The following is a 13441-nucleotide window of genomic DNA, read 5'->3' on the forward strand; positions in this document are numbered from 1 at the left end:
TGAGGGGGGCAGATGCAAGTGAAATTATGGTGTCAGGCGCTCGCCCGCCTCGATGCGAAACGGCAGGATATTTTCGCGCGGCGGCAGCGGGCAGATCGCGAAATCGGTGAAGCCGCAGGGGGGCGTGAAGGCGCGGTTGAAATCGAGGGTGATCTCTGTGTCGGTGGCATCCTCGCCGATCAGGAAGCGTGAGGCGGGGTAGGTTTCGCGTCCGCTCGTCTGGTCACGGATCACGAACATCGGCTTGCCGTCTTTCCAGTGTGTGGCCAGCAGGGTGATGGCGTGGCCGTCATGGGTGAAATGGGCGGTGTGGGTCAGGCTGACGGTTGTGGTGGCACCGCCCTTCTGGTCGATGGATTGGGCGACGGGGGTGGGTAGGGCATGCCAGCGGGCGCGGATGATCAGGGTTTCGTTGGTGGGGAAGTAAAGGAGGGTGGCTTTCCGTGGCAAGGTCAGGTCGCGGACGCGCAGGGCTGGGGTGCCGTCAACGGTGTGGAGTTCGAGGAGGAGGGTTCCGGCGCGCAGTTGGGGGAAGCCGCCGGGGGCGGGTTGGAACGGGAGCGGGGCGGCGTTGGGGGGGGTCAGGGTTTGGGCGGTGGGGTCGATCAGACCAAGATGGGCGGGGCCGGTGGAGAGTTGGATTTGGTTGTCGGGGGCGGTGCCTACCGTTTGGGGGCCGGGATTAAGGTCTACCCGGTCGGTGAGGTTCAGCCAGCCGTCCTCGGCTTGCAGGGCTTCAAGACGGGCGGCGCGGTGTTGGTCTAGGGGGAGCATTTTTTGGGGCCTTTTGGGGTGGTCCCAACTCGGGACCTATTTTTGTTGTTTGTATTCAAGGGGGTGGGGCAGTGGATTTAAGGGTTTGTTAAGGTTTGCGCCGCTTGTGGAAGGTGCGTGAGATCACGCACCCTACAGACCTGCGGCTTTGCGCAGGGCGTCGTTCATACGGCTTTGCCAGCCGGGGCCGCTGGATTTGAAGGCTTCCAGCACCTCGGGGTCAAGGCGCAGGGTGGTGGAGATTTTGGGCGTGGCGGATTTTGGGCGGCCACGCTGGACGCGGGCTGCGGCGAATTTGGCAGCCCAGTAGGGGGTGGTCATATCAGGCAGATCGTCATCCGGCTCTGAGGCAGGATCAATCACCAAAACCTTGCTCGATGCTGAACTTGGCAATTTCACGGTCATTTGCTTTCCTCATACTAATGATGCGCCTCACGCCGCCCCTTGGTGTCCATGCCACAAACATCATCCGGCCGTTCATATATCCAACTGTTACAAACCGAACTTCGCCGTAGTCCATGCGATCATCTTTAACGGTGAGAATCTCAGTTTCAAAGATTGCGCTTGCTGCGGCCATGTCCAAACCCCGTTTGAGCAGGGTCGCGTCGCGTTTGGCGGGGTCGTATTCTATCTGCATTTAATGTAGCTACATAAATTCGGAAGTGCAAGGGCGACACTTGGTCTCTGTAGCAACCGGCAGGATGGTTAAGACGGGGTAAATTTTCAGGCAGGATGATGAATTTTGCAGAACCGCGAAATTGATCTGAACGCTTTTGGGAGGACTGCCACCGTCGCGTGATACCGCCAATCCGATCCGAGGATTGATCGTTCGGAACGCTCCGCGGGGAGTATTTGGGCCAATGTGAAATTGGAGATTTGTGAGGTGGTTGGGTGGAGCCCCACCCTACCGGGGCGGGAATTTGGGGCCGAGGGGTCACGCCGCCTCGAACACCACCTTCTTGCGCAGGAATTGCGTGGCTTTGTTGGAGACGGAGGCCGCGTCGCCGGTGGTGATGAATTTGCTTTGCGTGCCCTGCCCCAGCATTTCCGGGCGGCGGGTGAGGTAGTCGGCGAGGGATTCGGCGACGAGGTTGGCTTGGGAATAGACTTTGACTTCCGGCCCCAAGGCTTCGGCGAAGGTTTTTTCCATCAGCGGGTAGTGGGTGCAGCCCAGAACGGCGGCTTGTGGGTGGGGCATGCGGCGTTTCAGGGCCTCGACATGGCTGCGCACAAGGGCTTCGGCGAGGATTTCGTCGCCTTGCTCGATGGCATCAACAACGCCGCCGCAGGGTTGGGCTTCGACATCGACACCGATGGCGCGGAACGCGAGTTCGCGTTGGAAGGCGCGGGAGGCGACTGTGGCGGGGGTGGCGAACAGGGCGACGTGTTTGACGCTGACTTCGCGCGGCGGGGAGTTGTCGCCCCATTGGCGTTCGGTGAGGGCCTCGATCAGCGGCACGAACACACCAAGGACGCGCTTTTCGGGCGGCAGCCAAGTTTCCTGCATGCGTTTCAGGGCGGCTGCCGAGGCGGTATTGCAGGCGAGGATCACCAGATCGCAACCCTCGGCCCAGAGGCGTTCGACCGCCGCACAGGTCAGATTGAAGATGTCGTCATGGGTGCGCACACCGTAGGGGGCATGGGCGTTGTCGCCGAAATAGACAAAAGGGGTGGTGGGGAGGCGCTTTTGCAGCGCGTCCAGCACTGTCAGCCCGCCGATGCCGGAATCAAAAACGCCTACTGCCATGTTGCCCCCCTGCCCGTTTTCGCAGTCTTGAGGCTGCGGTTTAGCGGGATTTGTATTTCGCCTCGAACTCGTAGCCCAAAGCATAGGAGGGAATGTTCTGCTGCGAAAGGGCGTAGGTGGCTTGACGCAGGGTTTCCATCATCGCGGTGGGGTCGGATTTCAGCGATTGGAGGGTGGCGGTGGGAATGGGCTGACCAATGGCCAGACGGACAGGGGTGTCGGTGCGGGATTTGAACTCTTTCAGCAACATGGCGAGACGCAGGTTGGAATGGACGCGCGAGGCGAGTTGGAACAGGCGTGAATTGTGACCCTCGAAATAGATCGGCACCACGGTTGCGTTGGATTTGGCGATCATTTTGGCGGTAAAATTGCGCCAAGAGGGGTCCATCGGGCGGGAAAATGGTTTGCGTGAGGTCGAGACGGTGCCACCGGGAAAAATGCCAATGGCACCGCCCTCGGAAAGGTATTCAAGGGCTGTGGCGCGGGTTTGCAGGTTGATGCGGGTGGCTTCCTTGGTCTCATCGAACGAAATCGGCAGCAGGACTTTGTTCAAAGCCTCGGCCCGGCGGAACACGGCGTTGGAGAGTATACGGAAATCGCCGCGGGTTGCGTCAAGGATATGGCCCAGCATCAGGCCATCAAGGATGCCATAGGGGTGGTTGGCGATCAGCACCAACGGGCCACTGCGCGGGATATTGGCAAGCGCGCCTGCGATCAGATCCAGCGACAGGCCATAGCGATCGGGCATCACTTGCCAGAATGAGCGGCCTTGCGCGATGTCATCCTCGTACCCCGAGGCGCGGGCGATCAGGCTGCGGCGGCCCGAGACGTTTTCCAGCACACGGATCAGCGCGCGGCCGGGTTTGGTGCGGGCCGATGTGGCGTAAGAGATGTCGCGGCTGATGTTGGTTTGCATCTGGGGGCCTCGGGTGTTGCGCGGGCGGAATGGCAGCTTTGATGCAGGGTAATGGCTGTGCGTGACGCTTAAATGACGGGCGCGCGGGATAATCTTGTCAAGAAGTGGGAAAAATTACCGAAATGCCCCGTTTACAGGGCGGATTTTGTGCATAGATAAGCAGGCTTATGGTATCATACGCGAAATAATTCTGAGGGACCGATGGACTGGGACAAGCTGCGCATTTTTCATGCGGTTGCCGAAAAGGGCAGCCTCACTCATGCGGGTGATGTTCTGCATCTGTCGCAATCGGCGGTCAGTCGGCAGATCCGGGCGCTGGAGGAGAGCCTTTCGGTGACGCTGTTCCACCGCCATGCGCGGGGGTTGATCCTGACGGAACAGGGCGAGTTGCTGTATGATGCGACGCAAGCGATGGTCAAACGGCTGGATGCGACGGCGGCGCGGATCCGCGATTCCGAGGATGAGGTGTTTGGCGAGTTGCGGGTGACGACGACGACAGGGTTTGGGACGTTGTGGTTGGCGCCGCGGTTGCCCGCGCTGTACAAGAAATACCCCAGTCTGAAGATTGATCTGATGCTGGAAGAGCGTGTGCTTGATCTGCCGATGCGCGAGGCGGATGTGGCCATTCGGATGAAGGAGCCGTCGCAGGCCGATCTGATCCGCAAGCGGTTGATGAACATTCGGATGCGGCTTTATGCGACGCCGGAGTATCTGGCCGAGCATGGCACGCCTGCGACGATTGATGATTTCACCCAGCATCGCTTGATTTGTCAGCATGCGGGCACGGCGCAGGTGGCGGCGGGGGCCAATCTGGTGGCGGATCTGATGGCGCATGATATTCCGTCCACCCTGACGGTGAACAACTATTTCGGGGTGCTGCAGGGGGTCTTGAACCATCTGGGCATCGGGGTGCTGCCGGATTATCTGACCGAGGATTTCCCGCATCTGGTGCGGGTGCTGCCCGAGACGGAATCGACAGAAGTGCCGGTGTTTCTGGCCTACCCCGAGGAGTTGCGACATTCCAAGCGAGTCTCGGCCTTCCGGGATTTCGTGCAGGAAGAGATTTTCGCGTTTCGTAAACGGCAGCAGTTGTAGGCTGGGGTGTGTCCACGCGTGGACAGGCTTGCCGTTTTATAGAAATCAAGGGGTTATCGCTCGTCATTCACACGCTGTTAATCATTGCGACATGCCGCCGCACGGCGTTCAGGGCGCTGCGCGTGCTGGTTTTCGCCAGACGATGCCAGAGCGTTGCGCTGGATCGGAGCGACGCAGTTCACGGATAAGGTCGTTTCGCGCAATACGATTTGTGAATCGGAAGACTCCATCCACCTCAAGCATCTCAGCAACGTATGGGGCGCTAAGATCAATCTCGATCTTGTGGGTTTCTTGCGCCATGCCGCCAATAAGGGCGATGGCGACTGAAAACAGCGCGGCCTCACCCCGGCTTGTTTCGCGCTGTCGAAGCGCCGAGATCTGTTGCTGCATCTTGCTCATTGCAACCGAAAGCGCCTGATCGAGGCTGTCCGTAGTGATTGGCGCGACGTTCGTCTGCCCTGAGGTGAGATCGCGCGATCTCAGTTGTGGATGGCGCAAGGAGTCCGCCAGCGCTTTAAGTTCCGCTGGCTGCCAGATTTGAGCAAGCGTTGCAGAAGTGTTCCTTTCAAGGCGTTTGAAGGGTGGCTCGCCTGTGGACTCCATAACCAACGCGGTAAACCGCTTTTGATCGACCACAGTCACAGCCCGCGCGGCCAACACGGCAGAGAGTTTGCTGGCGTAGGCATCCGCCCACATTTTGCTTAGGGTAGTCTTGAAATCGGCATCGTTGACATAATGCGCGACGATCTCATTCGCATCAGTCTGAGGCGAGGCCAAAGCTGGCTGTGCCGCCACGATCCAAAGTCCGCAGCACATCAAAGCTACAAAAAATCGCACCGTCTCACCTAACCATCCATTCTTTGCCCCTTTAAGCAGGAGAGTGTGGTGGAAATATGAGTAAGTGTTCTGTGACACGTCTTGCGCCCAAATCACCGCCAAAAACTGACCATCCGGTCAAAGCTATGCGCCGCGTGCATGACGGCATTGCTGCATTTGCAGTCTGATCATTATTGAGGCAAAGCGCGCATAGGTATACACACCGCCATGAAGCAGCGGTTGAGTTCGCTCTTGCTGCTTCATACCTCCCTGTTGGACTTGGCCGAGCGAAAGCTCGGCCTTTTTTTTCATTCTGGCTGGATTTTTGTTAACTGCCCGTTAGCGCGGCAGTTTTTTCTGGCGGGCGCGCAAGAAGGTGGCGTTGGCGGGATGGCGGGCCAGAGCTATGGCGCGGGCATCGGCAAGGTTCGGTTCCGGTGATTCCCGGGCGCGGGGTGCAGCTTTGTGCAGATGCCGCGGTGAGGTTGGTTGCAGGTGAAGATCAACCGCAAGGTGGTTTGGGGTCGCTTGTGCCTTGTGCGGCGCGGGCGCAGCATCCGCATGCAGCACCAGATCGCCACACGCGCGGGTGCTGTGGTTTTGCGGGGCACGTTTTTTTTTCCAAAGGGTCGAAATTCTCAGGGAATTTGTGGCGCGGATGCCTTTGCGCTTCCCCTTGGCGGGGGTTTGGCTTATGTCGCGCGCAAGGAAATCCGCTGCCAAAACCGATGAGGATGCGATCATGACCGACCCCGTAATCACCCCCGATCTGATCGCTAAACATGGCATGAAGCCGGATGAGTATGCGCGGCTGCTGGAGATCATCGGGCGGGAGCCCACGTTCACCGAGCTGGGGATTTTCAGCGCGATGTGGAATGAGCACTGTTCGTATAAATCCTCGAAACGCTGGTTGCGCACTTTGCCGACGACGGGGCCGCAGGTGATCTGTGGGCCGGGGGAAAATGCGGGCGTGGTCGATATTGGCGACGGGCAGGCGGTGATCTTCAAGATGGAGTCGCATAACCACCCGTCTTACATCGAGCCGCATCAGGGCGCTGCCACGGGGGTCGGTGGGATCTTGCGCGACGTGTTCACCATGGGCGCGCGCCCGATTGCGGCGATGAACTCGCTGTCGTTCGGGGTGCCGTCGCATCCGAAAACCGCCTATCTGGTCAAGGGCGTGGTCGAGGGCGTGGGGTCTTATGGCAATGCGTTTGGTGTGCCGACCGTGGGCGGCGAGGTGCGCTTTCACAAATCGTATAACGGCAACTGTCTGGTGAATGCGTTTGCCGCAGGGTTGGCGGATGCGGATAAGATTTTCTACTCGGTGGCTTCTGGTGTGGGGATGCCGGTGGTTTACTTGGGGGCCAAGACCGGGCGCGATGGCGTGGGCGGTGCGACGATGGCGAGCGCCGAGTTTGACGATACGATCGAGGAAAAACGCCCGACCGTGCAGGTTGGCGACCCCTTCACCGAAAAGCGGCTGTTGGAGGCGTGTCTGGAGCTGATGGCCTCGGGTGCGGTGATTTCCATTCAGGATATGGGGGCGGCGGGGCTGACTTGCTCGGCTGTGGAAATGGGCGACAAGGGCGGTTTGGGGATAAAGCTGCAATTGGATGACGTGCCGCAGCGCGAAACCAACATGACGGCCTATGAGATGATGCTGTCTGAGAGCCAAGAGCGGATGCTGATGGTTCTGAAGCCGGAACTTGAGGATGTGGCGCGGGCGATTTTCGTGAAATGGGATCTGGATTTTGCGATTGTCGGTGAGACGATCCCGGAAGATCGTTTTCTGATCCTGCATGGCAATGAGGTGAAGGCCGATCTGCCCTTGTCGAAACTGTCGTCGAGCGCGCCGGAATATGATCGGCCCTGGGTGGAAACGCCGGCGGCTTTGCCGTTGGGGGATGTGCCGAGCATTGGCGCGATTGCGGGGCTGCGGGCGCTGATCGGCTCGCCGAACTATGCGCAAAAGGCTTGGGTTTACGAGCAGTATGACAGCATGGTTGGGGCGGATACGGTGGTGGCTCCGGGGGCTGGTGCGGGTGTGGTGCGGGTGCATGGCACGGGCAAGGCGCTGGCGTTCACGTCCGATGTGACGCCGCGCTATGTCAAGGCGAACCCGTTTGAGGGCGGCAAGCAGGCGGTGGCGGAAGCTTATCGCAACCTGATCGCTGTGGGGGCCAAGCCTTTGGCCACGACGGATAACCTGAACTTTGGCAACCCGGAAAAGCCCGAAATCATGGGGCAGATGGTGGGGGCGATCAAGGGCATTGGGGCTGCGGTTGCGGCGCTGGATATGCCGATCGTGTCGGGCAACGTGTCTTTGTATAATGAGACGGATGGCTCGGGCATTTTGCCGACGCCGACGATTGGCGCGGTGGGGATTTTGGCCTCGCTGGACGCGTTGATCGCGGGGCGCCCTGTGGCGGGTGACTTGGCGCTGGTGGTGGGTGAGACGTTTGGGCATCTGGGCCAGTCTGCACTGTTGGCCGAGGCATTTGGGATTGAGGCGGGCGATGCGCCTGCGGTTGATCTGGATGCCGAGAAGCGCAGTGGTGATTTCATTCTGGCCAACCGCAAGGCGCTGCGGGCTTGCACCGATTTGGCCGATGGGGGCCTTGCCTTGGCGGCGTTTGAGATGGCAGAGGGCGCAGGTTTGGGGCTGTCGCTGATCGCGGGCGATGTGGCCACCCTGTTTGGCGAGGATCAGGCGCGCTATCTGGTGGCGGTGGATGAAGCCGGGGCTGCAACGCTGGAAGCGGCGGCGTTGCTGGGCGGTGTCGAGGTTGTGCGCGTTGGCCGCTTTGGTGGCGATGTGGTGGATTTCGGCGGCGACAAGGCCAGCTTGGCCGAGCTGTCGGCGCTGTATCGTGGCGCGTTTGAGAAAGCCGTCGGCTGATGCTGCAGGCCGCCACGGCGCAAGACATTGCCGTGATCGAGGCACTTTGGCTGGCCGAGGAGCGCTACATTGATCCGCCCGAACCGCTTCAGATTGCAGCGGCGGCCAATGAGGGGCTGCTCTTTGTGTGGCAGTTCGAAGGTCGAGTTGCGGGATTTGCCGCGCTGAAACGCTGGCATCCGGGCGTGTTCAGTTTGGCTGCGGTCGTCTCGACAGTGCCCGGACAAGGGCGCGCCTTGGTGCGGGCAGTGCAGGCGCAGGTGTTTACAGCGCTGGACGGCCATCGGCTTGGGTTGGATACGACCTATGACAATGCGAGGGCGCTGCATCTGTTCGAAATCTGCGGGTTCATCCGCGAAGGCGTGATGCGGGAGTGCTGGCAGCGACCGGATGGAGAATGGGCAGATTGCATCTTTATGGCCATCCTTGCACGGGACTGGCAGCTGTGAAACTGCGCCCTGCCCTGCCCACCGATTTCGGCTTTATCCGCAGCCTCGCGGGGCGCGCCGAATATGCGCCTTTCATCACCGATGATGATGAAACCAAACTTGCAAGCTATCTCAGCGACCCCGCAGCGCTACTGCTGATCTGGCACGACGATCACGGCCCGCGCGGCTTTGCGTTATACGGCGTGCCGCAGGATGGTTCGGGTGTGGTCGAATTGCGCAGGCTGGCGCTGGACTTGGCTGGGCGCGGCGAGGGGCAGGCGTTTTTGCGCGCCATGATCAGCTATGCTTTTGCCGATCTGGCGGCGCAACGGCTGTGGCTGGATGCCTCGGGTGAAAATTTGCGGGCGCAGGCGGCTTATGTGCGGGCGGGGTTTGTGCTGGAGGGGCGGTTGCGCGGCCATTGGTATCGGCCTGCGTTGGGGCGGGTGGTTGATCTGATGCTCTATGGCATGCTGCGGAGTGAGTGGCAGCGGGGCTGATTGGCCCCTTGCAGCGCCCCTGCCCCAAGCTTACATTTGGCGCAAGATATTCAGGAGTGCAGAATGGCCATCGAAGCCCATGAAATTGAAGCCTTGATCCGCGCGGCGTTTCCGCAGGCGAAGATTACCGTGCAGGGCGACGACGGCGCGCATTTCTCGGCCGAGGTGATTGATGCCAGCTTTAAGGGCATGAACCGCGTGCAACAACAGCGCGCGGTCTATGCCAGTTTGAAGGGCAAGATGGATGGGCCGTCAGGGGCGCTGCATGCATTGGCGCTGACGACGAAGGCGTTGGAATAAGAATGAAGTAGGCTTGCTTTCGGGCAATCCGGGCCGTTGAAATCGGCAAACCGCAATAAGGATGGCGCATATGACCGCTTTGGATACGATCAAAGACACTGTGACGAAGAACGACGTGGTGCTGTTCATGAAGGGCAGCAAGATGATGCCGCAATGCGGGTTCTCGTCGAAGGTGGCGGGAATTTTGAATTACCTTGGTGTTGATTATACCGATGTGAACGTGCTGGCGGATGCAGAAGTGCGGCAAGGCATCAAGGAATTTTCGGATTGGCCAACGATTCCGCAGCTTTACGTCAAGGGCGAGTTTGTCGGCGGCTGCGATATTGCCATCGAGATGACTTTGTCGGGCGAGTTGGATGCGTTGTTTGAGGCCAATGGCGTGGCCTATGACAAGGCGGCGGCGGATAAAATCCGCGAGGCCAACGCTGGTTGAAGGGGTTGAGCGGGGGCCAGCCCCCGCGCCCCCGGGATATTTAGGAACAGATGAAAGCAAATTTTAATCAAATGCCGTAGACTTCGGCGTTTGATTATTGCTGTTTGCACTTGGCGTGCAGGATGGATTCTGCGCCGCCTTTGGTGCCGTCTTTCCAGAACAACGTGCCCTCGTCGCCCTTGGTCCACCAGACATAGTTGGAGCCATCTGACGGCCAGCCGTAGCGATTGCCCGAGGCGGATTGCTCCGCGATCAGATTGAAGTTTTCGCCCTTGAGGGTCAGCTTCAGATTTCCGTCGGTGCCCAGCAGGGTCGCAATTTTGGTGCCATCGGCGCAGAGATATTGCACGGCATTCGGATCACTTGCGTCAGAAGCGGCGGGCGGCGGGGTTTCGGGCGTGCAAGCCGCAAGCAAACCCAGCAGCAGGACGCATGTGCGGATCATTGCAGACGTTCCTCGACCGAAGCGGCCATAGCCTCGGCGCGGGCGGCGATTTCTTCCAGCGTTTCGCGCAGACCGGGTGGGACGACGGCGACTTCAAGCTTTTCACGCTCGGGCTGCGGGCGGGATTCGATCTCGGCCAATTTCAATTTGAGCTGGCGGTTTTCATCCTCGACCGCAGCGGCTTTGTCAGCGAGCATCAGCCCGGCCATCAACAGTATGCGGGTTTCGGGCAAGCGGCCCATTTGGGCGACCAGAGGGGCTGCCTCGGCATCAAGCATGGCGGCGGCGCCGCGCAGAAAATGTTCTTCGCCGGGTTGGCAAGACACGGTGAAGCTGCGGCCACCGATGGCAATTTCCAGATCAGGCATTGGCGGCGGCCTCTTCTATCAGCGGGTTCAGGGCGGCGATGATCTCTGAAAGCTCTTCAGCTTCGGACGCGCGGGCGGCGCGCAGGGCGTCGAGTTCGGATTGCAGGGATTGATTGATGTATTCGGGTTCGATCACGCTGTTTTCGGCAAGATCGCGCAACTCGGAAAGCTCTGCGGTGAGGGCTGCGATTTGGGCGGTGAGGGCGGCTTTCTCGGCCTCGTCCTTCAGGTGCACGGCGCGCAGGCGTTCTTGCAGCTGCGCGTTGAGCATGCGTTCTTCATCGAGTTTTTCGCTCAGCGCCGCGAAATCGCTTTCGGGCAGCATGGCTGTCGGGTTGTCGGAGGGCATCGGCACGGCAGCGCTGAGGCTTTCGACGCCGCGCCCGATGCGCTCAAGCGCGGCGGTGATGCGCCGTTCCAGTTCGGTGATGTCCTGCATGGGTCTTACGCCCTTTCTGTATCTTAGGTGCTGGCCCTGCCCCATCGCTGCGCGCGAATCAGCAAAGTCTGCGTCAAGCCTGATCTTAGCCGCTTGGTGCGGGGCCGTCTTGTCTTTTGCGTCCAAGGCCTTGCGGGGCGCGCTTGATCTTGCCGCAAGGGCTGTTATGCAGCTTTCAGCCCACCCAATCTTATGAACAGGACATCAGCCTTGGATATCCAGACGCTTCGCACCGCCCACCCTGACCACTGGATGCGCGCGGCCGCCATCCGCACTTTAACGTTGGACGCCGTCGCCGCCGCCAATTCCGGCCATTCTGGTATGCCGATGGGCATGGCGGATGTTGCAACCGTGCTGTTCGAGCGGCACCTGAAGTTCGATCCGAAAGCGCCGCGTTGGGCGGACCGCGATCGGTTCATTCTGTCGGCGGGCCATGGCTCGATGCTGATCTACTCGCTGCTGTATCTCACGGGCTATGCCGATGTGACGATCGAGCAGATCAAGAATTTCCGGCAATGGGGCGCGATTACGGCGGGCCATCCGGAATATGGCCATGTCTCGGGCGTGGAGACCACCACCGGGCCGCTGGGTCAGGGTATTGCCAATTCGGTTGGCTTTGCGATTGCCGAGGAGAATCTGCGGGCGCGTTGGGGATCCAAGGTGCAGGATCACTACACTTATGTGATCGCGGGCGATGGCTGCTTGATGGAAGGCGTTTCGCAGGAAGCCATTGCACTGGCGGGCAAGCAGCAGCTGAGCCGCCTGATCGTGATGTGGGACAACAACGGCATCACCATTGATGGCAAAGTGTCGATGTCGGATGTGACGGATCAGCGGGCGCGGTTTGCGGCAAGCGGCTGGAACGTGCTGCATTGCGACGGGCATGATCCGGTGGATATTGACCGGGCTTTGACGGCCGCGAAGAAATCGGACAAACCCACCTTGATTGATTGCAAGACCCATATCGCGTTGGGTCACGCGGCGCAGGATACCTCGAAGGGCCATGGCGCTTTGACCGATCCGGCCCAGATGAAAGCCGTCAAAGAGCTTTACGGCTGGACTTCGGAGCCTTTCGTGATCCCGGCGGCGATCAAGGCGCAGTGGGAGGCGTTTGGCGTGCGCGGTGGTGAGGCGCGTGCGGCTTGGGAGGCGCGGATGGCGGCTTTGTCGCCCGCCAAGCAGGCTGAATTCGCGCGGATTTTTGCGGGCGATGTGCCAGCAAAGCTGCCTGCGATCATTCGCGGTGTGAAGAAGGCGGCGACTGAGGCTGGCGCGAAACTGGCGACTCGTTCGGCGTCCGAAAAGGTGTTGCAAGCGGTCAACCCGGTGTTGCCGGAAACCATCGGCGGCTCGGCCGATTTGACCGGATCGAACAACACCAAAACTGCCGATCTGGGCGTGTTCGGGGTTGAGGATCGCAAGGGCCGTTATGTCTATTACGGCATCCGTGAGCATGGCATGGCCTCGGCTATGAACGGCATGGCGCTGCATGGTGGTGTGCGGCCCTATTCCGGCACATTTATGTGCTTCACCGATTATGCGCGGCCTGCGATGCGTCTGTCTGCGCTGATGGGTGTGCCGGTGGTTTATGTGATGACGCATGATTCCATCGGTTTGGGCGAAGATGGCCCGACGCACCAGCCGGTGGAGCATCTGGCGATTTCGCGGGCTACTCCCAACACTTACGTCTTCCGCCCTGCCGATCTGGTTGAGACTGCTGAGGCTTGGGAGATTGCGTTTACCTCGAAGAAAACCCCTTCGGTGCTGGCGCTGAGCCGTCAGAATCTGCCGACGGTGCGCAAGACCCATACCAACACCAACATGACCGCCAAAGGCGCTTATGTGCTGGAAGAAGCTGTCGGCAAGCGTCAGGTCATTCTGATGGCGACGGGTTCGGAAGTGGAAATCGCGCTGAAGGCGCGTGATCTGCTGCAAGCCGAAGGTATTGGCACGCGGGTTGTGTCGATGCCGTCGATGGAGCTGTTTGCAGCGCAGGACGAGGCCTATCGCCGCAAGGTGCTGCCGCCCGGACCGGTGCGGGTGGCGATTGAAGCCGGTGTGCGTCAGGGCTGGGATCGCTGGTTGCTGGGCGAGCGTGGCCGCGATGGCAAAGCCGATTTCGTCGGCATGTCGAGCTTTGGCGCCTCTGCCCCGATGGAGCGTTTGTACAAAGAGTTCGGGATCACGGCGGAAAATGCTGTGGCGAAGGTTAAAGCGATGCTTTGATCCGATGGCGGGCGGTGGGGGAAAAATCCCCACCCTACCCTGCTTGATTTTG

At 60.1% G+C, this 13441-nt stretch carries 17 protein-coding genes; 8 read left to right on the forward strand and 9 right to left on the reverse strand.

The annotated features are described in order from the left end of the window. Positions 1 to 24 precede the first annotated feature (24 nt). From QQJ98_RS13850 to QQJ98_RS13870, 5 genes are all read right to left on the reverse strand, one after another. Positions 25 to 774 (reverse strand): DUF1684 domain-containing protein, encoded by a 750-nt coding sequence (locus tag QQJ98_RS13850; protein WP_284325937.1) that lies wholly within the window; start codon positions 772 to 774, stop codon positions 25 to 27. A 132-nt stretch (positions 775 to 906) separates the two neighbouring features. Continuing rightward, the gene (locus QQJ98_RS13855) at positions 907 to 1137 is read right to left on the reverse strand and encodes a BrnA antitoxin family protein (RefSeq protein ID WP_284325938.1); all 231 of its coding nucleotides are present in this window, start codon (positions 1135 to 1137) and stop codon (positions 907 to 909) included. Beyond that, positions 1130 to 1411 carry a BrnT family toxin gene (locus tag QQJ98_RS13860; RefSeq protein WP_284325939.1) on the reverse strand — a complete coding sequence of 94 codons (282 nt, stop codon included), beginning with the start codon at positions 1409 to 1411 and terminating at the stop codon, positions 1130 to 1132. The genes QQJ98_RS13855 and QQJ98_RS13860 overlap by 8 nt, the downstream gene beginning before the upstream one ends. A 297-nt stretch (positions 1412 to 1708) precedes the next feature. Further along, entirely contained in the window at positions 1709 to 2521 is an 813-nt protein-coding gene (gene murI, locus QQJ98_RS13865; protein ID WP_284325940.1) for a glutamate racemase, read from the reverse strand. A 40-nt stretch (positions 2522 to 2561) separates the two neighbouring features. Continuing rightward, positions 2562 to 3437 (reverse strand): lysophospholipid acyltransferase family protein, encoded by an 876-nt coding sequence (locus QQJ98_RS13870; protein WP_284325941.1) that lies wholly within the window; start codon positions 3435 to 3437, stop codon positions 2562 to 2564. Positions 3438 to 3638: 201 nt separating this feature from the next. Between QQJ98_RS13870 and QQJ98_RS13875 the strand changes: the two genes are divergently transcribed. Continuing rightward, a complete protein-coding gene (locus QQJ98_RS13875) occupies positions 3639 to 4532 on the forward strand; it encodes a LysR family transcriptional regulator (RefSeq protein ID WP_284325942.1) in 894 nt (297 codons plus the stop codon). A gap of 108 nt (positions 4533 to 4640) precedes the next feature. Here the strand turns inward: QQJ98_RS13875 and QQJ98_RS13880 are convergent, their stop codons facing one another. Beyond that, positions 4641 to 5447: a hypothetical protein gene (locus tag QQJ98_RS13880; protein ID WP_284325943.1), complete on the reverse strand. Its 807-nt coding sequence runs from the start codon at positions 5445 to 5447 to the stop codon at positions 4641 to 4643. A 129-nt stretch (positions 5448 to 5576) separates the two neighbouring features. Here QQJ98_RS13880 and QQJ98_RS13885 point away from each other — a divergent pair, with 129 nt between their 5' ends. From QQJ98_RS13885 to grxD, 6 genes are all read left to right on the forward strand, one after another. Beyond that, entirely contained in the window at positions 5577 to 5789 is a 213-nt protein-coding gene (locus QQJ98_RS13885) for a hypothetical protein (RefSeq protein ID WP_284325944.1), read from the forward strand. A gap of 301 nt (positions 5790 to 6090) precedes the next feature. Continuing rightward, complete coding sequence (gene purL, locus QQJ98_RS13890) at positions 6091 to 8250, forward strand: phosphoribosylformylglycinamidine synthase subunit PurL (protein ID WP_284325945.1); 2160 nt, start codon at positions 6091 to 6093, stop codon at positions 8248 to 8250. Next, entirely contained in the window at positions 8250 to 8699 is a 450-nt protein-coding gene (locus tag QQJ98_RS13895; RefSeq protein WP_284325946.1) for a GNAT family N-acetyltransferase, read from the forward strand. Before purL ends, QQJ98_RS13895 begins: the two co-directional genes overlap by 1 nt. Beyond that, positions 8696 to 9178: a GNAT family N-acetyltransferase gene (locus tag QQJ98_RS13900; RefSeq protein WP_284325947.1), complete on the forward strand. Its 483-nt coding sequence runs from the start codon at positions 8696 to 8698 to the stop codon at positions 9176 to 9178. Before QQJ98_RS13895 ends, QQJ98_RS13900 begins: the two co-directional genes overlap by 4 nt. Before the next feature lie 63 nt (positions 9179 to 9241). Continuing rightward, positions 9242 to 9478, forward strand: coding sequence for a BolA/IbaG family iron-sulfur metabolism protein (locus QQJ98_RS13905; protein WP_284325948.1), 237 nt, complete (start codon positions 9242 to 9244; stop codon positions 9476 to 9478). Between the two features lie 70 nt (positions 9479 to 9548). Continuing rightward, positions 9549 to 9911: a Grx4 family monothiol glutaredoxin gene (grxD, locus tag QQJ98_RS13910; protein ID WP_284325949.1), complete on the forward strand. Its 363-nt coding sequence runs from the start codon at positions 9549 to 9551 to the stop codon at positions 9909 to 9911. A 94-nt stretch (positions 9912 to 10005) separates the two neighbouring features. On the opposite strand, the gene QQJ98_RS13915 is transcribed toward grxD, so the two are convergent. From QQJ98_RS13915 to QQJ98_RS13925, 3 genes are read right to left on the reverse strand one after another with little or no spacing between them, the layout of a single operon-like run. After that, positions 10006 to 10356: an MliC family protein gene (locus QQJ98_RS13915; RefSeq protein WP_284325950.1), complete on the reverse strand. Its 351-nt coding sequence runs from the start codon at positions 10354 to 10356 to the stop codon at positions 10006 to 10008. Further along, entirely contained in the window at positions 10353 to 10724 is a 372-nt protein-coding gene (locus QQJ98_RS13920; protein WP_284325951.1) for a cell division protein ZapA, read from the reverse strand. The genes QQJ98_RS13915 and QQJ98_RS13920 overlap by 4 nt, the downstream gene beginning before the upstream one ends. After that, positions 10717 to 11163 (reverse strand): hypothetical protein, encoded by a 447-nt coding sequence (locus tag QQJ98_RS13925; RefSeq protein WP_284325952.1) that lies wholly within the window; start codon positions 11161 to 11163, stop codon positions 10717 to 10719. The genes QQJ98_RS13920 and QQJ98_RS13925 overlap by 8 nt, the downstream gene beginning before the upstream one ends. Positions 11164 to 11373: 210 nt before the next feature. Between QQJ98_RS13925 and tkt the strand changes: the two genes are divergently transcribed. Next, positions 11374 to 13389, forward strand: a complete 2016-nt coding sequence (gene tkt, locus QQJ98_RS13930; protein WP_284325953.1) for a transketolase — start codon at positions 11374 to 11376, stop codon at positions 13387 to 13389. Positions 13390 to 13441: the final 52 nt, after the last annotated feature.

Origin of the sequence: Cypionkella aquatica, assembly GCF_030161095.1 — a bacterium.
GTDB lineage: Bacteria > Pseudomonadota > Alphaproteobacteria > Rhodobacterales > Rhodobacteraceae > Cypionkella > Cypionkella aquatica.